A 19,849-nucleotide genomic window follows, 5' to 3' on the forward strand; every position below is an offset into this window, starting at 1 on the left:
CTCTCGAGTACCCACACCCGGTTTAACCGTAAATTCAATCTGGAACAGTTTACCACTTTTGAATTCCTCGGAAACTCCGATTTTATCCCGAACGTCTGCTACAGATTTTATTGGCATGTCAGTCGCCCCCCTCCCCCGAGAGCCGAGGATGGATTTCCACCATTCTTCATCTCGGCCCTCATCCTGAGAAGCTGACTTTCGTTAATGGTCATACTCATTGTACGTGGCTGATCCACTACCTTATCCCTCAATCAATGGACAGAAGCATACTTAGGATCGCTGAGAAAATATGCCCAAACCGCCTCAAGCCTCCGCGCCCGCGCCCGCGCGAAGAAATTCAATCATTCGCTTAATAGTCAAATCAATATTTTCTAGCTTCATTTCAGTTGACTCGAACTGGTTACTTGGACCCCATCAATATCGAGCTGTCTGCTCCCAGCAAAATTGGTCCCACTGATCAGAAACCACTCCTTGCCCATAAGCCTCGGTAGCATTAAAACAATGGGATAGAGGTGACAGATCTATTTATATCAGATTCCCCCTGTCTTTCGCCATTCATGACGTACTTAAGGTGACCCAACTATCTATTGAAATCAATATCGAATCCACTTCCCGGTAGGAATTAATTTCGAATTGTTAGGATCAACCAAATAAAGCCACTCCGGATTATGATCTACTGAGCCTACCAAAACACCTAATGCATCAGGATGATTGGGCTCAGGAGCGTAATGCACGGCACCTATATAGCTACCTTTACCATGAGCACTCTGCAGTTGAAAGCGCAATGACCCGTCACCATTATAGATTGCCGCATTATTAGGAAAGTTAAAAAACCAGGGGGACTCCGGACAGCACGACGCGGAAGGAACTTTGTTGAATACCACCAACACCCCTGTTCTATCGGGAAGAATATGAGGCGTCTCATTTATTGGAATAACAACTTCAGCGCCACCATCCAAGACCAACACTCGTTTAAAACTTACGACCACATGTTTTTGCGCGTATACCATAATTTTTTTTGTTTCGTCGAAACTGGTACATTCCCCGTCCCAACGAACATACTGCTCAAGGAGCAGCCCACTATCGAACTCCCACCTCGTCCTAACTTCATCAATCAAATAGCTCACCGCAATGACCTCATGGACGTCATATCAACCTCATATAACTCAGGATTAGTACGGGGTGACTTATCCATAAAATTCACCAGATGTCCACCACCAGGCAAGCGAGTTCCATTAAGCGCGCCCCACATGTCGCCCACGGCCCCCCCACGAATCCCCTCGCCTGGTTTAACCGTAAACTCGACTTGAAACAATGTCCCGTTTTTAAACTCCTCAGAAACTGCAAGCTTATTTCGAACCTCCGCGACAGAGCTTATCAGAGTATCCGTGCCCCCCAGAGCAGAGGGCGGGTTTCTTCCAGAAGCTAACTCCTCTGCATCTGCTCATACTGCTGTTTGTTAATGGTCACAGTCATTGTAAGTGGCTGATCCAATACCTTATCCGTCAATCAATGAACAGAGGCATACTTAGGATCGCTGAAAAATATGCCCGAACCGACTCAAGCCTCCACGTCCCCGCCCGCGCGAAGAAGTTCAATCATTCGCTTAAGAGTCAAATCAATAATTTTTAGCTTCATTTCAGTTGACTCGAACTGATTACTTGGACCCCATCAATATCGAGCTGTCTGGTCCCAGCAAAATTGGTCCCACTGATCAGAAACCACTCCTTGTCCATAAGCCTCGGCAGCATTAAAACAATGGGATAGAGGTGACCGATCTATTTATATCAGATCCCCCCTTTCTTTCGCCATTCATGACGTACTTAAGGTGACCCAACTATCTATTGAAATCAATATCGAATCCAGTTCCCGGTAGGAATTAATTTCGAATTGTTAGGATTAACCAAATAAAGCCACTCGGGGTCATGACCTACAGAGCCTACCAACACACCTAACGCATCAGGATTATTGGTCATTGCAGCGTAATGCACAGCACCTATATAGCTGCCTTCACCATGAGAGCTTTGCAGTTGAAAACGCAATGATCCATCAGCATTATAAATTGCTGCATTATTAGGAAAGTTAAAAAACCAAGGAAATTCCGGACAATTGAATTTTGACGGCTCCTCTGCAAAAACCACCAACACTCCTGTTCTATCGGGTAGCAGATTAAGCACTTCATGCACTGGGATTTCGACTTCAGCGCCATTATCCAATACCAAATATTGCCGACGCTTTATTACTTCATATTTTCCCGAACAGAGAATATATTTTTTTATATCTTCAAAGCAAGTGCGCACCCCATCCCAACGAACAAATCGTTCAAATACGACTCCATTCTCGAGCTCTAAAACAGTAATGATTTTATTTATCAGCGCTGTCATTTCAGCGACCTCACCGAATCCAAATCAACCTCATAAAGTTCTGGATTAGTCCGAGGAGACTTATCCAAGAAATTAACTTGATGACCACCTCCCGGCAACCAAGCTCCATTTTTCGCATCCCACATATCGCCGACGCCTCAACTCAACCACTCATTCAAAGACCAATGGACAGCTTCATTTTTGCCTCTAGAACGACTAGGTAAATAAATCCGCCCCCCTTATTCTACTGCTCGCAATTTACTAATACGCAAGCATCACCAGACTTCACAACCAAGCTAATCGATTTTTTAGTCACACCATCATCAGTTGATATTTCAACCAACAAATTTTTATTTTCGAAAGATTGCAACTCAGCGATAAGTTGCTTAATGGTTTTCCCCCGACCAATCCAGTCGGGAGTTTTTTTATCGTTCATATCAATCTCCAATGTGATTTAAGTTTGCATCGAAGGTTGCTGATCGTGTCTCTTTACGACCAAGAGCCTTAACTGAATCTGCCATCTTCCGAGCACCACAATTATGCCCATCAAGGTCTCTAGTAATATAACGACTCCCCCAGCTTAATACCGTCTGGCCACGGCTTTTGCGAAGAACCTCAAGGAGGGCGGGCTGACGCCGAGCGAGTTGGCAGGAGGCGATCAATGGGCCAAGGAGACCAGTTGGCTTGATCAACAGGTTGGACACCAGTTGTCTCTGATTTCGCGAGTCTCGAGCTGAATCGATATCAATATAGTGGCGCAGGATAAATGGCGATGAGGAGCGACGTCAAAGGCTGTGTTTAAAAGCAATAGCCTCACTTGAGCTAACCGCGAATGCGGCGCTCCGTGAAGTCATACTCTTCATGACAATCGCCGGAAGGGTCTGCGGCCACATTGGTGTAATGCACCGTATCGGCATCAAGTCAGTTTGTAGGTGTAGATATCCGGCAAGCGCACGCTACGTTTCACGCGGTGTTTCCTTTTTTCAAGATAACGGGATGCTCCAGCAAACGCCGCGTTTGCGGCGGTAGTTCGTCTAGGGTGCGCCCAAAACGTCGTGGGCCAGCCAGTTGGCGGCGGCAGCCTCTTTTGCACCACAGGTAAGCGACTAAACTCGCTTACCTGCCCCCAAAATCACATATCAACACCTAATTTGTCAGCGACCTCCCTCAGTCGCAGAGAAACCTCAATGATCTCATCTTTACTTAGGCCGCAATATGTCGACAGAGACTCATCTGGAACATTTTTAATTAGAGCCAATCCGCACGACACAAAATATCTAAGCTCTCTTGGTGTAATTTTCAAATTAATATAATCTTGTTCATTAACAGGCTCATTCATTTTCTGGGGACTTGAGACTTAATGTAGTTATCCCAACCGACACAACATGTTTGTGGAAAGCATGTCCACTTGCGACCTCTTCAGCTAAGAGCTGAGAGTTGCGTCTGCCTTGATTGATAGCGCTCTCAGCCCCGGAGCTACCTTTTGCACCATCAGCCTTTTATGCGTTCTAAGAACTCTACTATTGCTAGTGGATCACGCTCCACAAGCTCTTCAATCAAATCTTCCGCTGCCCAATGCAGAATCATGTCCCCTCCCCCCCCATCCTTGCAGAGGATGAGATCACTTGACAAAGAAGAGTCAACAACATTGACTTCTCTATCGCTGAGTGCCATGAGGCCACCGTAGCCATCATAAGGAATGACCCAGTAAAAACGCTCGTTCTCTATCCAGTAAATCCCAAACACCTGTACAGGCTCTTCTCGCCCAATTTCTCGAATAATCATATACACATCACTCAATAGTCCTACCGGGCTGCAGCACAGGGGGCAGCTGTTGCGGCGTAGTAATTTTCATATCGTATGCTTTACCGGTTACGGAGTTGTACTGGTAGTGGATGGTTATATTTTCTCCGCTAGGTAGACGGTGACTTACTTCCATTTTTCTCCATCCCTCACTCCTAAAGCGAGCAGCGAAGGAAGGGAGGTTTTGCAGTAAGCGGATAAAACAACACCGGCGCAGGGCCGGTGTCAGTGGAGCAAAATCATTAAATACTTGACTCAAACGCTTCCATCTTCGTATCCCTCGAACTCCCACAAACCTAACCTTGATACCTTTCTTGAAACTTCATTCCAATTTTTACCCGAACAGCCTTGTAGAAATTTTTCAATGGAAAGAACAATTTTTTTATAATTGTAGTCACGGACAATAAGGTAATGTTGTCCAACAAGAACCTCGTCCAACCCGAGATTTTTTTCAATCCATGCCGGAGTACAAACCTCTATATCAAAGGACTCTTCGCCTTCTTCACCTTCGGGGCCAATCATAGCCTGAAGAAGAAAGCAAAAGCTGCCTGCGCATTCCGGCTGGTAATTTTCAAGATTGTAAATGTCGGGGCTATGAAGCCGTTTTAATTTCGCGTTCATAGTTTAGTCCGTGATATCCAAATGACCATTAGACTGCCACTTCTTTGTCTCCTGCCCAGGAAATCTTTGCTCAAAGTTAGCCTGAGTCCCCTGCTGATATGGCTTGTAAGTAGGTGGCCTATATTGCCTTAAGCCATCCTGACTAACTAAGGTTTTTCCATCACTAGCAACTTTATACCCATCGCCAACCCAAGCCTTCCCCATAACCTCAGCTTGTTCTCTTGTACCTGACCCAATGCCGAAATTACCTTTACCTTTCGAAGCCTCACTGAGTTGACCACTCAGTTTTGCCCAATCGCCTGTGCCTTTTGCACCATTAATCCGCCGCTCAGCCTCCGCCAATTCAGCAAGATTACCGCCCAATTTGGGCTTCAGTCCATTGCCAGTGTCGAAATAGAGTTGCCCATCTGGCGCAAGAATCTCGGCATTACCCGTTCGGGTATTCAACACACGGCGGTACCCTTCCGGCAGGTCGCCTGTTTTATTGAAGAAGGCGCTTGCTGAGCTGTCTTCGCGGTACCACACTGGAAGAGTCGTCTGATCGGCATTCGACGCGCCTCTAATGCCGTCAGCTACTTCCCCCTCCTTCTTCACACCCGAAACCAGAATCAAAGACCCGGTGGTCTTCTCCAAGTATTTCCCGGCGCCCTTGTGCAGCAGCATTTCCAGTGCAGCTTTCGCAGCTTCAGTCCCGTAATCACGAAGCGGGTTCACATCGCCTGGATAGGTTTCACTGCTGAAGGACGCAAGTACCCTGTCGCCTTGGGTATATTCGTAAGGTGCAAACACTCGCCCGGTAGCTTCCCAGCTTTCCAGGAAGGAGGCGGCACCCGCTGCTCCGGACAATGCAGGCAGGGTGCAACCAATGACAGTGACGCAAGCCGGGCTTGTTGCTATCGCCCCACCGTAACCCGCTACAGCGCCCGCACCTGCGAATATTGCCTGGAGGGCATTACCAGTGCGTTGAGCGCTTTCTTCATTGCGCACCAAGCCATCGTTGACCTGATCCCATTTCGAATATTCATCAAAGGCGCCGGTAGCGAAAAGCGCACTTTGTGCATCCTTGAAGCCTCTGCCATCGGCTTCCAGTTTTGTGAGCGCCTCATAATTATCCTGGTCATCCGGGTGAACCGAGGCGCTGCAATGAACCAGAGCGCAAGCTGCCGCTTTAAGTTGGTACGCTTTTTCGGGATTCTCTTTTTGCGGTTTTTCCAACGCCAAGACTTCTTTTTGATGGAGCTGACGGTTGGCCGTCGAGGAAGGCCTGGCCGGTGCGCGCGGTGACGGCTTGTTGAATCAGGCGTTGTTCATAGAGGCGCTCTGATCAGGGTCGTAGCCCAGTTTGCCGAGCAGGTAGTCCGAACTCATGAACGACTTGAGGTCGGTGAGCACCGGGTTGGTTTCGATCAAGTATTTATGTGGGTTGGACGGAGCCGTAGTGTCTGGCAGGCCGGTGACACGAGTGACCGGACGAATACCGTTCGCCTCTTTGGCGTCGTTGCCCCGAGCCCGGAAGAGGACGTCCGGAGTTAGAACTGGAGAGCTTGCACAAGACGGCGATGATTGGTACGCCGGAAGAGATCATTCCGCGGATCAAGTACTACCAGGAACTGGGAGTGGATGAGTTCAGCTTCTGGTGTGATAACAGCTTGCCGCATGCGGAGAAGAAGAAGTCGCTGGAGCTGTTTATCAAGCATGTGGTGCCGGCGTTTCGCTGATCGGCCTGCTTGACAAAAATTTGTAGGAGCGAGCCTGCTCGCGATGGCGGACTAACGGTCGACATCTATATGGATTGATCTCGCGAGCAGTCTCACTCTACGGCGGTTCGTGCGAACTACAAAAAAGGGACGAATTCATCGGCGTGAATTCGTCCCTTTTTTTGCATCCTGCCCCAATCGCCTGAATGCGACGCGACACCTCATCAAAACTTCATCTCAACCAAAGAAACTTCAACACCAAACTTGCTAAAACCATTTATAAACGACAGACAGCCTTCATGTTCCAGAACACTAAACCCGCAGCCTCCCTGCCCGCACGGTTGTCACCAGAGTGATATGCCTTACCAGCACCTTCACCACCCTCTTGGATCATCGCAAAGATCAAGGCCCTGTTATGTTCCAATTCCACACAAAGACTCACGTCTACGTGTTGCCAAATTATTTCGATCTATGGTCAACGTGTCAGGTTTGACCGGGTCCAAAGGCTCGCCCCCTCCCCTTAAAATTTCGCCACTATGGTTACCTTCCATAGATGACCATCCTCAGAGAACTCCATGCGCAAGTCATGCGCCACAAACTCATATTTCGACCACCGCTGAACTTTTCCAATCAACATATCAACTCTAGCTGGCGCACCTTTATTCGCAGGCCCTAACTCTCTCACGACATCTTGAAGTGTCCATGCCTGGGCTACGCGGCCAAGCACATCGGCTCTGTACGCTGAATAGCCTTCGTGAGGCTGCACAAAAAAATGAACATGATTCAACCTCCCCGAACGAAATCCAAACTCCAAACCGGATTTTATAAATTTATAAAAAACTGTTTTCCCATCCGGATCATTATAGCTGTCAGGTGTTTCAGAAATGGTTGGCGGCTCCTGGATTTTCCACCGGAGGTCCATTACTACCGTTCCATTTTCATCTTGCCCTAAAGCTTTAATAAGTTCAGACCAAATACTCATCATTTGATAACTCCAATTTCACGATTTCTTTCCACAATTTTTTGAATTGTCTCATCAACAAGCTTTGAGTCGTAACCTCGGCTGTTCAAGTTTTCGCGCAGTGCATTCGTGTCTCGACACACTGCTCCGCAGAGGTCCGCTCAGGCCCTACACGTCAGTCTGGATGATTTGGTGTTCGCAGAAGGGGAACCCGGGCCGTCCGACGATTTGCGCCTGCGTTTCGAGGCTGTCAGCCATATGCCCGAAGCCGAGAAATCGGTTATCAAGGCCCTGCTCGATGGGATGATTCTCAAGTACCAGGCATCGCGGATTATGGGAACAGGCAGCAACAGCCAAGCGAGCAGCTAAGAAAAAAGGCTAAAGCAGATAAAAAAATACCGGCACGAGGCCGGTGTTAGTAGAGCAAGGTGATCGAAAATCAGCTGGATAGCTGATCCATGTTATCAAGCAACGAACCAATCCCTTGAAGTAAACCAGTTACAAATTCACGATCTGCTCCAATCCGCGTCTCGAATTCGAACACATCTACCCCATTACATATTTCATTTAAAGCCGCATTCAAAACCAAAAGCTCATCTCGGCTAAAGCTAACATTCGCTAAATCGTGCGAAGAGTTAATCGTATTCACAGTAACTACCTCAAACCATCAAAATAGGTTTGCCCATTCATAGGGCGGAATGCAGTGCCGCCATCGACCGCTTTAGGGTTCCTAATAACGACCGTACCACTGATATTGTCCCAGTAAGCAGTACGCCCACCACTTAGCTCACGAAATGAAGTTGGATTATTAACGACGCTTTCAATGTGCGAGGCAAACTGCTCTCGAGTGGTTATGCCCAGATCTTTGTATTCACCCCGCTGAATCACATGCTTTTCGAATGCATGGCCACCAGATATCTCTTGTCCAGCCAGCTGTCCACGAAGCTTCGCTGCATCACCTGCGCCTTTTGCACCTATTTATTTTGATGGGATTATGAAAAACGTGGTCTGGCCACTATTTTTATCGAAGGGACCAGTCATGTATTGATATAAACTTGATAACTTGTTCCGGCGCATCGTCTAAGGAAGCTCTGTAGTCTGTAACAAAACTAATCCCCGTCAATATGCCTCCACTTCTTTTTAGAAGAAAGTCATCATCCGCATCATTAAACAAAACATCAAACTCCCTTTCTAAGCTCCGAAGATCATCCCCCACGCTGACACTATTAAATTTTCCACGATACCCTTCACCTACGGCAATTCTATAAAGCCTTCCGCTATTTTCGAAGTGCAGCGAGACCGCCTCATTCATAAATCGATATGAAAATAAAAGCTCATTACCAAAACCGATCTTTCTCTTAATTCCAACCCAGGAGGTATTCTGAAGGAGAATGTCACGAACAGGTACTTCCGGACCGTACCACTCAACCACCCCAACTTTTTCGCTAACATTGGAAAACGATTCACCTAAAGAGAATCCTGCTGCGGACATACCTGGAACAAGATCAGAGTACAAATCAGGGAATAAATTTCTCATAGATCACTTCCAGCCCTTCCACTCACCGCCCTCATATTTCAGACGATTTCCTTGGGTATCATAGTATTGTTGATAACGCGTAATAGTGCCCGGACTAAAATCAGGCGACGGATCAATTACCCGTATTTCTATATTTTTATTGCCAATCTTCTCAGTACTAACAAGCTTATAGTACGGACTATCACCGTGGGTTCCACCGCCCGGATGGAACTCTACCTCTTTTATTGTCGGGTGTCCTTCAACGTTAAAGACCTGTGCTTTACCTGAGGTACCAGCCAATGGTGCTTTCGGCGTAACGCTCGCGCCATCAAGCGTTAGCGACTGCTTGATATCATCAATCGATTTACCCCACATGCTCGAAGGCGATTCAGCAATATTTCGAGGAATCCCTGCTTGGATGGCCAGATCGTCTCTCAGTCCAACACGCGCAATTGCAGAAGTAGCCGGCACTTCAACTGCACCAGTCGCTTTTGCACCATTAATCCGCCGCTCAGCCTCCGCCAATTCAGCAAGATTACCGCCCAATTTGGGCTTCAGTCCATTGCCAGTGTCGAAATAGAGTTGCCCATCTGGCGCAAGAATCTCGGCATTACCCGTTCGGGTATTCAACACACGGCGGTACCCGTCCGGCAGGTCGCCTGTTTTATTGAAGAAGGCGCTTGCTGAGCTGTCTTCGCGGTACCACGCTGGAAGAATCGTCTGATCGGCATTCGACGCGCCTCTAATGCCGTCAGCTACTTCCCCCTCCTTCTTCACACCCGAAACCAGAATCAAAGACCCGGTGGTCTTCTCCAGGTATTTCCCGGCGCCCTTGAGCAGCAGCATTTCCAGTGCAGCTTTCGCAGCTTCACTCCCGTAATCACGAAGCGGGTTCACATCGCCTGGATAGGTTTCACTGCTTAAGGACGCAAGTACCCTGTCGCCTTGGGTATATTCGTAAGGTGCAAACACTCGCCCGGTAGCTTCCCAGCTTTCCAGGAAGGAGGCGGCACCCGCTGCTCCGGACAATGCAGGCAGGGTGCAACCAATGACAGTGACGCAAGCCGGGCTTGTTGCTATCGCCCCACCGTAACCCGCTACAGCGCCCGCACCTGCGAATATTGCCTAGAGGGCATTACCAGTGCGTTGAGCGCTTTCTTCATTGCGCACCAAGCCATCGTTGACCTGATCCCATTTCGAATATTCATCAAAGGCGCCGGTAGCGAAAAGCGCACTTTGTGCATCCTTGAAGCCTCTGCCATCGGCTTCCAGTTTTGTGAGCGCCTCATAATTATCCTGGTCATCCGGGTGAACCGAGGCGCTGCAATGAACCAGAGCGCAAGCTGCCGCTTTAAGTTGGTACGCTTTTTCGGGATTCTCTTTTTGCGGTTTTTCCAACGCCAAGACTTCTTTTTGATGGAGCTGACGGTTGGCCGTCGAGGAAGGCCTGGCCGGTGCGCGCGGTGACGGCTTGTTGAATCAGGCGTTGTTCATAGAGGCGCTCTGATCAGGGTCGTAGCCCAGTTTGCCGAGCAGGTAGTCCGAACTCATGAACGACTTGAGGTCGGTGAGCACCGGGTTGGTTTCGATCAAGTATTTATGTGGGTTGGACGGAGCCGTAGTGTCTGGCAGGCCGGTGACACGAGTGACCGGACGAATACCGTTCGCCTCTTTGGCGTCGTTGCCCCGAGCCCGGAAGAGGACGTCCGGAGTTAGAACTGGAGAGCCTGCACAAGACGGCGATGATTGGTACGCCGGAAGAGATCATTCCGCGGATCAAGTACTATCAGGAACTGGGAGTGGATGAGTTCAGCTTCTGGTGTGATAACAGCTTGCCGCATGCGGAGAAGAAGAAGTCGCTGGAGCTGTTTATCAAGAATGTGGTGCCGGCGTTTCGGTGAATACCTGATTTAGTAGAAATGACAAATGAAAACGCCCCGACAGTGCTCGGGGCGTTTTAGTTTTTAGTGAACTCTTCGTCCCAGAAATTTCCGGGAGATGCGTATTGTCCATTTTGTAAAACAGTGCACCAGCCAAAGCTACGGTAGAACATTTCAAGATCAATGATCTCGTAAAGGTCTTGGCCAACTTTGCTTAATGTAATCAGGCTGTTGGCATACACCCGCCCCGGCGACTCCAACCGAATACGACCCCGATCGATTCCGGGCCTGTATCCGAGAAGGAAATTTCGAACCGCGTTGAAATTTTGCAAAGGCAAGGAATACGCTGCTTTCTGAGTGAATCGTCAGTGACGAGGTTTTCAGGGAGTTTAATGTTTAATTTCAAGTGAGTCAGGCCCCGATGAGAGTACGCTGACCCGGCCGGGTGACATCGTAAACATGCTGCTCGCAACCCTGCCCGGCAAACTGAAACTCCACCAGGTAGACCGTGCTTCGCTCCGGCGTAAAAGTGCTGTTCAGCGGCCCGCAGCTATAAGTATTGCCAGTGCCCATGCCGTTGGAACGCCCTGACACCTCGAAGGATTCGTCGGCATTGGCTTGCGTTTCCAGCTGAGGGAAGTGCTTGAACGTGGCGCTATTGGCCGCTTCGCTGACTTTGGCGATCCAGCCTAACACCTTGCCTCGCCCGGAATCCACCACGGTACCCAGCACTTCCATTCGCCGATCGGGATCTGAAGCTCGGCGAACCGAGAACTCGACAGGGTATGTGTAACCTGTGGCTCTCATGATGACTTTGGCGTGTTGCGTATCTGGCGTGACAGTTCTTTGTTGTAGTTGCAAGCCGTTTTTCAGGAGGCTGGGGGAAGAGTCTCTGACGTTGGAATGGCAGCCGGTTAATGTGAGAATAATAGACAGCAGCAGTCGAGACAGTTTCATGTATGAAGGCCCTCCGAGGGATGTCTAGGTAACAAAAGCCAAACGATCACCATTTCTTGTAATCGAATCATCAAGCAATGGATTTTTGGGCCCTCCCCCCCACTTCGCCAGCAGTCGTAGTTCCCTTTGCACCAACTAGTTTTCAACTTCTAAGGTATGCCCCCCCTGGGAGAAATCCGCCCGAATATCAGCAATAATAATATCGATATCAGCGACAGTCATAATCTGATTTTGGTTAGGCGCATTCCAAAACCTCAAAGATCCCCTGCACAACAAAAAGCCAATTTTATCGTTACCAGGAAAGAACATCTCACCTTGAACGGTCGCCGTTCTATCTCCAATTTTTACTTGGACATGACCCCGAGAAACTTCAAGAATCATAGATCTCCCCTCACATAAATGACTTTCTCGCCCATTGTTACGGGATCAATAGTAATAATTTTATCTACTTTAAGATTTTTCATCAACGCAGGCAACTCTGCTGTTTCCCAAACATTTCCAGATCGCAAACTCTGCCCGATTACTGCACGCACCGTTCCAGAGACTCCACTTGCATACTCCGCAGAGATATCTTGCCAGGACTTCACAACAGCCGGATTTGTAGCATCCCATGCAGGCATTTGTATGCCACGTTGAGCCATCAATGCTTCGAGAGTTGTCCCTCCTTGTTGCGCAGCAATCTGCTGGGCTATATCTGCACCACCAACTCCATCAGTTCGGCCAGACCAAAAAAAAGCCTTACTTGGATTAGTCGATACGACTTTTGGACCAACTAGTCAGACGATATTTAGTGAAACTTACGCCATGATATCCACAGACACATTTCCTGAGCGAGCAAACTCTATAAAAATAGCACAAACAATTTCCACATCATGTATGACCGCTCTAGCAGGATACATCTCCCCTAAAATGCTGACGAGTTCGTTTTTTGAGTTGAGATCAGTCATAGTTCTGACGACATGCTCACCATCTTTATCATACTCGCTAAGCATCAGTAAAAAATTTTCACTTTCAACATAAAGCGCCAATTCATAGGGGCGACCTTCAGATTCAGACTCGCACCGCATCTTGATAACGCCGGAGCCTTTACCAATGGAAGTCAATACCCCTCGAACATCCAATCCTTCGGGATCCATGATAGCTTCTAACTGATGGCGATATCCATCAGCGTCAACAATATAGCCGCCAAAAACCATACTCATGGCACCTCCTTAATCGATCGCATTCCCGGCACCCAATTATATTTTTTTGGTAATCCAGTTACGTCGTCTATCGCTTGAATAGTCAAAGAACTCAATCCGGATTTTTCCGCAGCGGCCGCTATATCACCTTTGCAAAATCCACATACATCTTTACCTGTAACGCTCATAGCCATATCAGCACCTTGAGTCTTGCCAGCATTATATGCCTGCTGTATGACGCCAATTTCTGCATGAGCGTCAGCCATATTTCCATTCGGCAAAGATTTTCCTGTTGCTTCAGTTTTGGCCGTTACTCGATCAGCTATCAGAGTTGGCTCATCTGGATTTGCCTGAGCTACTGGACGAGCTGTTTGGTTTACATCAGTAAATGCCGCATCTCCAATTTTTCCCTCTGCGGTGACAACCGGAGAAATACCTTTTGGACCTGCAGTCGTAACAAGATCTTTCGCTGCTTGCCTCTTTGCCAGCACCTCAAGGAACGCATCGACAACGACCTTACCACTCCGAATCCCGGTCATCGAAAGGAGCACATCGTCGATAATAGTGACCGACAATATTCCTTTGTTCGCGATTGACGACAACCGATCCGCAGCATCCGCTATATCAGATGCGTAGGTGGAAATACTAGACAGTTCATTTTCATACTGAGCGGTCTGGTCCCTACCAAATTGGCTCCAGTGCTGGTAAACCGCTCCCGGGCCATAAGTCCCAGCAGCGTTGAACAAGGTGGAGTCGTTGAATTGTGCGTCTGTCGCACTGAACGCATAAACCGGTGCACCGTTGGCAATGATCGGTCGTCCATCGCTCCAGGTCAGCGGGATTTTCTGATTGGACAACTGGTTCATTGCCGCATAGGCGTGATCCATATCCTCAGCGAAGGCGAAGGACTCCGGGTCATTACCGACAGCCTTTTGCATTACGCTTTTCAGATGTTCCAGACCGACAGCATCAACTTCTGCACCGGCGGCGAGCATCAACAAATCTTCCCAGCGAGCGCTCGAACGCGGCTTCCCGAGCAAGCCCTGAAGCTCCTCAGCTTTCTTCTTCAGCAGCGGGATTTCCTGCTGCTTGTGCAACTGGCGGTTGAACATCTCAACACCAGTTGAACTGGTAACCGCAGTCGTTGCGCCCGTTGCTCCGCCACCAGACCCCGCTGCCGCGCCAAGACCCGAAGCAATCAAGGTGGCCAATGCATCCTGCTGCTTGTCATTCAGACCGCTATCTTTCAGTGCCTTGACAATCATTGGCATCAGAGCAGCAGAAACGCCTGCGCCCAATGCGCCGGCGGCGACGCTGCTGCCCGACAACCCCATCACCGCACCAAACAGCGAGTGCAGCATGACGCGTGCGGCTCCGCCTTCGCCCCACGCCGCTCGCGTCACGTCATCAGTAGCATCGCGAGCCTGCTTGTCGGCGTAATCCCCGATTTTTTTGAACGCATCGTTGGCCGTGGTGTTGGCGACGATACCGATGGCCGTCGTGCCGCCCACGCCTCCCAGCCCCACAGCAATCAAACCTGCCGCAACATCCGCCATGATGCGTTTGTCGCCGCCCACGTCCCAACTTTTGTACTCAATAAGCGCCGCGAGACGCTCCTCGGCAGTAGTGGCTGACTTCATTTTGTCAGCGGCCGCTTGCTGCTGGGCGTTGGCCACTTTGCCGATGATGTTTCTCGACAGCGAGACCGTGCTCTGAATCAGATCAATCCGCTCTTGAATGGCTTTCTGATCAGGTTTGTCCAGGCCCTCATTCGCGTTGGCGGTATCGCGATTCAGCCCGACCAGATCATTCACGCCTGCCGTATTACGAACAATGATGGTGCCTTCGCTGACAGCACTGCGGGTCTTGCTCTGATCCGAATCTTCAAGCGCCAGCGGAATACTGCCGCCGACACTGGTGCCGGACTTGCCGCCATAAGACAGGGAAATGCCGGCCGACTGGGCACTGATATCACTCGTGTTTTTGATGTCACTGACGAACAGGCGATCAGTGCTGAGCAGGTTCTTGTCCGGTGTCGCCTCACTGGCAACGACCGCGCCTTGCAGGGTGGTGTTTTTGCCAACAGTGATGTCGTATCCACCTTGGCCGGCGAACAGACCGCTCTGATCGGTCACGGCCTTGTAGTCGCTGTTCATGTTGCCAGCGGCAAGACTTGCCGACCCGGTGACCGGCGCACCATAGCAAAATGGCGGAATACAAATACTCGCGCCGATACCGGCACTGCCCTGCTTGCTGCTCTGGGTCTCGATGTCCTGACGAGAGGTGATGTTGAGGTTGCCGTCGATCACAGCCTTGATACTGTCGGCTCGAACTTGTGCACCTGCCAGGGTCGTATCGTTGCCGCTGTGCAAGGAAAGAGAGCCGGGTTAACTCGTCACCGGAGTTCGCTGTTTCGGCTGGGGTAACATCGTAAATCGGTATCGGCCTGCACTTCCAACTGCGGAAAGCGTTTAAAAAGTTGCACTGTCAAGACGTCCCTCTCAATATCCACCTTTCAGGTTCTTGGATCTTTCAGAAACCGAATCAATGGACAGAATGGCATCGTCCACGTCATATAAAATACAAGGCCATCTGTTTGCAAAACTCAAAAAGACCTTCACGTACATTAACTTGGCGTGTTCAGTATGATCCAAGTCAACTTCAATCAATTTCTGCGGGGCTCCCCCTAACACATCCTGCCACTCCTGAAGATCTTCGGAGTCATAAAACTTTTCAAAAATATCTTTTGACTGCAAGGCCAGCCATATATCTGAATAGCCCTCACCAATAGTGCCCCGAAAAGGCTTGCCGGCGTTGACGGATCCGCCATTGAAGTGGTAAAACCTGGAGTACGTTAATGGCCGTCCTATTACAGATCGCGTCGACGACAGCCATGAGCATCACCACCGAAGAACGTGAATTTTTCATCGCCCTGGGCGAGCGCATTGCCCGCTTGCGCAAAGAACACGGCATCAGCCAAACCCAACTGGCTGAACGGCTGGGCGTGTCCCAGCAGACCATCCAAGCCTATGAGTCCGGCAAGCGGCGTATCCAGGTAGCGGCGCTGCCAGAGCTGGCCCGGCTGCTTTCGACCACACTTGAAGAGCTGTTTGGTCAGCAGCAGGAAACCTGCTGTGCGTAAACGTGGCCCCGCTCCGAAATGGCAACAGCAACTGGAAGCCATCGACCAGCTACCTAAGAGCCAACAGAAATTCGTTGCGCAGATGCTCGATGCCCTAATCGCTCAGGCCACGACTAAAGCTAGCAGCGAAGGAAGGGAGATTTTGCAGTAAGTAAAAAGACTGCGACTAAATCCTGAAAAATCAAAAAATGCATGCAGGACAATCATGAATAACAAGCAACTGAACGAAACAAGCAAGTTCCTAAGTTATATCTTGCGCCATGAGCCTCACACTATCGGATTGCAACTCGACGCAGAAGGCTGGGCAGACATCAACTCTTTGATTACCGGCGCAGCGAAAGAAGGCCGCGTACTTGACCAGGCAATAATTCAGACAGTAGTAAATAGCAGTGACAAGAAACGCTTTACCCTCTCCGACGATGGCCAGCGTATTCGAGCCGCACAGGGACATTCAGCACCAGACGTAAACCTCCAACACATAGAGAAAGAACCGCCAGAATTCCTCTACCATGGCACTGCAACACGCTTTCTTGAATCTATTCTTCAGCAAGGATTGATTGCAGGTTCACGCCACCATGTGCATCTATCGCAGGAGACTCTGACGGCTATCGCTGTCGGACAGCGCTACGGTAAACCAGTGGTTCTGAAGATTGAATCCCTGCGGATGCACCAACAGGGATTTAAATTTTTTCAGGCTGAAAATAGTGTTTGGTTAACTGAAGCGGTTCCCGTTAATTTTATTTCAAAACAAAATCAACTGCCCGACAGCTCATTGGATAAAAATACATCTACAGCCAGCACATGAAAAGTAAGATTCTCTGACAAAAACTGAATGCTGAAATGCCTCAACTTCGGCGGTTCGTGACTCGACACGGAACGCCATGCTTTCAAGTTACCCCTTACCAATTCGGAGTCTATAAACTCGGTCAACTTACCCAACCGAAACTCACTTGGATCACCATCAAACTCAAAAATAGCACCTCCAGGGAATGGCTCCCGAATAAAGCATCGCACAGACTTGAACGCAACCTCCCGCCTTAAAGCCAGTACAACCTCTTCGCTATCAACTACAACCTCCTTCTCATACTCAATATCAAGTATCACATCCGAGCCAACGGAGTGGAATGATACTCTTGACTCACCATATCCTGGCAGCCACTCATATGGATCTAGTATTAATTTTGGCTGACCTATTTTCATGGACGCACCGATTTTAATTGCTCTGCACCTGTCGGCGGCAATTTGTTATTTTTTAACTGATCTGCTGCCAAATCATTGAATGTCTTACCTGGATAAGCCTCAACACCTGTCTGATTTCGCCCGAACCACTCACTTCGAGGGATAGCTGCCTGCTCAAGCGCGGTAGAAGTTCGCGCATTCAAAATAAGGCGAGTCCCATTCATATCTACATAATCAACGGGAAGCTGATTCGGCTTAATTGTCCCAGCCCTCAAAGCGCCGGCTAAGTCATCAACTGTCTTGATCGGTGTGCCAACGAGCTCTGAGTATACCTTTTGCCCATCCTCACTAAAGGATCGATCAGACTTGATTTTATTTTGAGCAAAATTTGCTTCTGTTAACGTCCCTCTCTCTGCATTAGCAATGGGTACCTGCGCCTTTTGCACCAAGTGTACTACCCGGCTTGGGATTCACCACCGAAACTTCATCAATCGCAGATGAACCTGACAAACGAACTCCAGGAAGCCCCGCCCCAGCCACCGCAAGCGCCCCGGTAACGATATTTCCAGCGGCGTTCCAAAGGTCTCCGTTAAGCGCCTGCTTTCCACCTGCACCTATCTGCAGCACACCATTGGCCGCAGCCGCCATACGGATGCTCGTACCCAAGGGACCGGTCAGACCATAAATTGCCGGACCTCCCAGATTCGACAAACCCTGCTGTTCGTTATTGATCCGCAGATAACCCTGCGCATTTTTATAAACCAGCTCGTTTTCAGTTTTCGGCCTGGTCCAACCGAGTTGATCAAACCAGCCATCCAATTGAGCCCGCATGGCGTCTGCGGAAGCATTTTTTGCTTCCGTAGTACCTGCATACAGATAGACACCTGAGGTAGTTGGTCCCTCTTTAAGCAGTTTGAGAACGACGCCCTCGACCGACTCCTTGGTAGCACCCGGTTGGCTCAACATATCTGCGCTGTACACTTGCAGATAAGCATTCAGCTCAGCGCGCTCCGCATACGTCATCGAGCCGTAGTCCGTTCGATATTTATCTAACAAATTGTCACTACGATGATCCGAGCCTTCTAACTCTACCAATTGCCTGGCGGGTTCGATTCCATGAGTCTCGTTGAATCTTTCCCGCGCTTGATCGCGTTTTGCTTTGGCATGATCTCCGAGAAAATTGTACTGCGTTGCGTTCGCCGCGACGGCCGCGGCTGTGCCTACATCGCCCCCAGATAACGTGGCTCCAAGCACGCCCACAATCTGTGAAAGAGCGAGGATATTGGCTTGAGCCTGAATGTATTCAGGAGAGCCCATCACATAGTTCGAAGGTAATAGCTTTTCCCCCAGCAACCCGACTAATACTTCGTTGGCTCCGCCCGCAATGGCGCCGGTACGGAAGTCGCCCCCCATCGCTTCCGCCAGCAAGCCTCCCAACCCAGCATGCAGTGCGATCTTGGTCAGGCTGATATCTGCGAGATCAAGGTCTCCAATCTTCCCCGCACCTATCGCCCCGCCGATGCTTGCTGCCGTACCCGCTGCCGAACTGGCGAGATTGTCTTTGAAACTACCACCATAGACAGCCGTTTTGATCAACGCATCAGCACCGACCTTCATCGCGATGAGCTTGTAGCTCTCGGCATTGAATCCCATCGAACCGGGATTGTAATTAAGCCCCTGAGCGACGCCGGCGGACGCGGCGGACACGGCATAACTTTTAATTGCCTCTTTCGAGGTAACGTCTTTTAGAACTCTTCCCAAATTGCCGCGATTATTAATGGTGCTCACTGTGGCGGTGGTAGCGACATTCACGGCCACTGACTGCAACATAGTGCTTATCCCTGCCATCGCAGGCCCCATCACGGCTGCCAATGCAATCGCAATGATCAATTGCGAAGCAGGCCCAAGTCCCGAGTTCTCATATTTGAATGACTCGTGGATTTCCTTGACCTGTCGCCAATCGATATCCCCGCGCACCTCAGCCTGTTTCAACCACGCCAGTTGGGGATCAGCCTTTACCATTGCATCAATGGTCTGACTAACGCTTTGCTGATTGATGTGTTTAATGTCGACTTTCAGGCCATCGACGGCCTTGAGCACGATGTTGCCCTTGGCGATCATCTGGGTCTGGCGCAAGGTTTCGTCGGTATTGCCGCGACCTTTTGAGGACACCCAACCTGCGTTGTTATTGGTTTTGGTGTGGCTCTCGTCATGCAGATCCTTCACCCCTTCAAAGGTGATGGAACCGCCGCTGTCCAGCGTGATGTCCTTGCCGCTGTCGAGCTTGGCCACTTGATAGCGTTGGTCGCCCTTGCTGACGAGCGAGAGGTTGCCACCGGTCTTGATTTCGCTCCCTGCGTGGGTGGTCTGGGTGACTTCGTCGTGTTGCAGTTTCAGGTTGCCGAAACCACTTTTCCTTCAAGGGGATCGCCCGAGGCGAATTTTGTTGTAGAGGTGCGCAACGCTCAGAAGGGGCGTGGTCTGCACGCCGGTCTACCCCCCCCCCAGACGCGGGTTTCCAGTCCGTGACAGCACGCTCTAAATCAACC

At 49.7% G+C, this 19,849-nt stretch carries 22 protein-coding genes and 5 pseudogenes; 6 read left to right on the top strand and 21 right to left on the bottom strand.

What is annotated here, in order from left to right:
* Positions 1 to 593: 593 nt before the first annotated feature.
* The 8 genes and pseudogenes from ACTWLJ_RS23440 to ACTWLJ_RS23475 all read right to left on the bottom strand — a co-directional run.
* Positions 594 to 1,127, bottom strand: coding sequence for a hypothetical protein (locus tag ACTWLJ_RS23440; RefSeq protein WP_445178645.1), 534 nt, complete (start codon positions 1,125 to 1,127; stop codon positions 594 to 596).
* A gap of 723 nt (positions 1,128 to 1,850) precedes the next feature.
* On the bottom strand, positions 1,851 to 2,384 hold the full coding sequence (locus ACTWLJ_RS23445; protein WP_445178646.1) for a hypothetical protein: 534 nt from the start codon (positions 2,382 to 2,384) through the stop codon (positions 1,851 to 1,853).
* A 223-nt stretch (positions 2,385 to 2,607) separates the two neighbouring features.
* Entirely contained in the window at positions 2,608 to 2,799 is a 192-nt protein-coding gene (locus tag ACTWLJ_RS23450; protein ID WP_445178647.1) for a hypothetical protein, read from the bottom strand.
* 1 nt (position 2,800) lies between these two features.
* Positions 2,801 to 3,067 (bottom strand): toxin C-terminal domain-containing protein, encoded by a 267-nt coding sequence (locus tag ACTWLJ_RS23455; protein WP_445178648.1) that lies wholly within the window; start codon positions 3,065 to 3,067, stop codon positions 2,801 to 2,803.
* A 787-nt stretch (positions 3,068 to 3,854) separates the two neighbouring features.
* A complete protein-coding gene (locus ACTWLJ_RS23460; protein WP_445178649.1) occupies positions 3,855 to 4,148 on the bottom strand; it encodes a hypothetical protein in 294 nt (97 codons plus the stop codon).
* A gap of 273 nt (positions 4,149 to 4,421) precedes the next feature.
* Positions 4,422 to 4,787, bottom strand: a complete 366-nt coding sequence (locus ACTWLJ_RS23465; protein WP_445178650.1) for an immunity 8 family protein — start codon at positions 4,785 to 4,787, stop codon at positions 4,422 to 4,424.
* 3 nt (positions 4,788 to 4,790) lie between these two features.
* A complete protein-coding gene (locus ACTWLJ_RS23470) occupies positions 4,791 to 6,002 on the bottom strand; it encodes a hypothetical protein (protein ID WP_445178651.1) in 1,212 nt (403 codons plus the stop codon).
* A gap of 25 nt (positions 6,003 to 6,027) precedes the next feature.
* Positions 6,028 to 6,254 (bottom strand): annotated as a pseudogene (locus ACTWLJ_RS23475) (hypothetical protein); the annotation flags it as partial.
* 50 nt (positions 6,255 to 6,304) lie between these two features.
* Here ACTWLJ_RS23475 and ACTWLJ_RS23480 point away from each other — a divergent pair.
* Positions 6,305 to 6,505, top strand: a pseudogene (locus tag ACTWLJ_RS23480) (LLM class flavin-dependent oxidoreductase); the annotation flags it as partial.
* 499 nt (positions 6,506 to 7,004) lie between these two features.
* Here the strand turns inward: ACTWLJ_RS23480 and ACTWLJ_RS23485 are convergent.
* Positions 7,005 to 7,469 (bottom strand): hypothetical protein, encoded by a 465-nt coding sequence (locus ACTWLJ_RS23485; protein ID WP_445178652.1) that lies wholly within the window; start codon positions 7,467 to 7,469, stop codon positions 7,005 to 7,007.
* Positions 7,470 to 7,637: 168 nt separating this feature from the next.
* Here ACTWLJ_RS23485 and ACTWLJ_RS23490 point away from each other — a divergent pair, with 168 nt between their 5' ends.
* A complete protein-coding gene (locus ACTWLJ_RS23490) occupies positions 7,638 to 7,814 on the top strand; it encodes a hypothetical protein (RefSeq protein ID WP_445178653.1) in 177 nt (58 codons plus the stop codon).
* Between the two features lie 70 nt (positions 7,815 to 7,884).
* On the opposite strand, the gene ACTWLJ_RS23495 is transcribed toward ACTWLJ_RS23490, so the two are convergent.
* The 5 genes and pseudogenes from ACTWLJ_RS23495 to ACTWLJ_RS23515 all read right to left on the bottom strand — a co-directional run.
* Positions 7,885 to 8,094 (bottom strand): hypothetical protein, encoded by a 210-nt coding sequence (locus ACTWLJ_RS23495; RefSeq protein WP_445178654.1) that lies wholly within the window; start codon positions 8,092 to 8,094, stop codon positions 7,885 to 7,887.
* A 372-nt stretch (positions 8,095 to 8,466) separates the two neighbouring features.
* Positions 8,467 to 8,982 (bottom strand): hypothetical protein, encoded by a 516-nt coding sequence (locus ACTWLJ_RS23500; protein ID WP_445178655.1) that lies wholly within the window; start codon positions 8,980 to 8,982, stop codon positions 8,467 to 8,469.
* A 3-nt stretch (positions 8,983 to 8,985) separates the two neighbouring features.
* Complete coding sequence (locus tag ACTWLJ_RS23505; protein WP_445178656.1) at positions 8,986 to 9,933, bottom strand: hypothetical protein; 948 nt, start codon at positions 9,931 to 9,933, stop codon at positions 8,986 to 8,988.
* 153 nt (positions 9,934 to 10,086) lie between these two features.
* Entirely contained in the window at positions 10,087 to 10,359 is a 273-nt protein-coding gene (locus ACTWLJ_RS23510) for a hypothetical protein (protein ID WP_445178657.1), read from the bottom strand.
* Positions 10,360 to 10,384: 25 nt separating this feature from the next.
* A pseudogene (locus ACTWLJ_RS23515) lies at positions 10,385 to 10,611 on the bottom strand (hypothetical protein); the annotation flags it as partial.
* Positions 10,612 to 10,661: 50 nt separating this feature from the next.
* On the opposite strand from ACTWLJ_RS23515, the pseudogene ACTWLJ_RS23520 reads away from it, so the two are divergent.
* Positions 10,662 to 10,862 (top strand): annotated as a pseudogene (locus ACTWLJ_RS23520) (LLM class flavin-dependent oxidoreductase); the annotation flags it as partial.
* Between the two features lie 390 nt (positions 10,863 to 11,252).
* Here ACTWLJ_RS23520 and ACTWLJ_RS23525 read toward each other — a convergent pair.
* From ACTWLJ_RS23525 to ACTWLJ_RS23545, 5 genes are all read right to left on the bottom strand, one after another.
* On the bottom strand, positions 11,253 to 11,798 hold the full coding sequence (locus tag ACTWLJ_RS23525; RefSeq protein ID WP_445178658.1) for a hypothetical protein: 546 nt from the start codon (positions 11,796 to 11,798) through the stop codon (positions 11,253 to 11,255).
* A 135-nt stretch (positions 11,799 to 11,933) separates the two neighbouring features.
* Entirely contained in the window at positions 11,934 to 12,179 is a 246-nt protein-coding gene (locus ACTWLJ_RS23530) for an Imm74 family immunity protein (RefSeq protein WP_445178659.1), read from the bottom strand.
* A complete protein-coding gene (locus tag ACTWLJ_RS23535; protein ID WP_445178660.1) occupies positions 12,176 to 12,439 on the bottom strand; it encodes a hypothetical protein in 264 nt (87 codons plus the stop codon). Before ACTWLJ_RS23535 ends, ACTWLJ_RS23530 begins: the two co-directional genes overlap by 4 nt.
* A 156-nt stretch (positions 12,440 to 12,595) precedes the next feature.
* Positions 12,596 to 13,000 (bottom strand): DUF6911 family protein, encoded by a 405-nt coding sequence (locus ACTWLJ_RS23540; RefSeq protein WP_445178661.1) that lies wholly within the window; start codon positions 12,998 to 13,000, stop codon positions 12,596 to 12,598.
* Positions 12,997 to 15,351: a cytidine deaminase-like fold-containing protein gene (locus tag ACTWLJ_RS23545; RefSeq protein WP_445178662.1), complete on the bottom strand. Its 2,355-nt coding sequence runs from the start codon at positions 15,349 to 15,351 to the stop codon at positions 12,997 to 12,999. The genes ACTWLJ_RS23540 and ACTWLJ_RS23545 overlap by 4 nt, the downstream gene beginning before the upstream one ends.
* Before the next feature lie 485 nt (positions 15,352 to 15,836).
* Between ACTWLJ_RS23545 and ACTWLJ_RS23550 the strand changes: the two genes are divergently transcribed.
* Genes ACTWLJ_RS23550 through ACTWLJ_RS23560 form a run of 3 tightly spaced genes read left to right on the top strand, consistent with a single transcriptional unit; the run spans position 15,837 to position 16,926 of the window.
* Positions 15,837 to 16,121, top strand: coding sequence for a helix-turn-helix domain-containing protein (locus ACTWLJ_RS23550; RefSeq protein ID WP_445178663.1), 285 nt, complete (start codon positions 15,837 to 15,839; stop codon positions 16,119 to 16,121).
* Positions 16,114 to 16,272 carry a hypothetical protein gene (locus tag ACTWLJ_RS23555; RefSeq protein ID WP_231656005.1) on the top strand — a complete coding sequence of 53 codons (159 nt, stop codon included), beginning with the start codon at positions 16,114 to 16,116 and terminating at the stop codon, positions 16,270 to 16,272. Before ACTWLJ_RS23550 ends, ACTWLJ_RS23555 begins: the two co-directional genes overlap by 8 nt.
* A gap of 54 nt (positions 16,273 to 16,326) precedes the next feature.
* Complete coding sequence (locus ACTWLJ_RS23560; RefSeq protein ID WP_445178664.1) at positions 16,327 to 16,926, top strand: RNA 2'-phosphotransferase; 600 nt, start codon at positions 16,327 to 16,329, stop codon at positions 16,924 to 16,926.
* 391 nt (positions 16,927 to 17,317) lie between these two features.
* On the opposite strand, the gene ACTWLJ_RS23565 is transcribed toward ACTWLJ_RS23560, so the two are convergent.
* Positions 17,318 to 17,746 (bottom strand): hypothetical protein, encoded by a 429-nt coding sequence (locus ACTWLJ_RS23565; protein WP_445178665.1) that lies wholly within the window; start codon positions 17,744 to 17,746, stop codon positions 17,318 to 17,320.
* Positions 17,718 to 19,718: pseudogene (locus ACTWLJ_RS23570) on the bottom strand (DUF637 domain-containing protein); the annotation flags it as partial. The gene ACTWLJ_RS23565 and the pseudogene ACTWLJ_RS23570, both read right to left, overlap by 29 nt.
* Positions 19,719 to 19,849: the final 131 nt, after the last annotated feature.

Source organism: Pseudomonas sp. McL0111 (genome assembly GCF_052567255.1).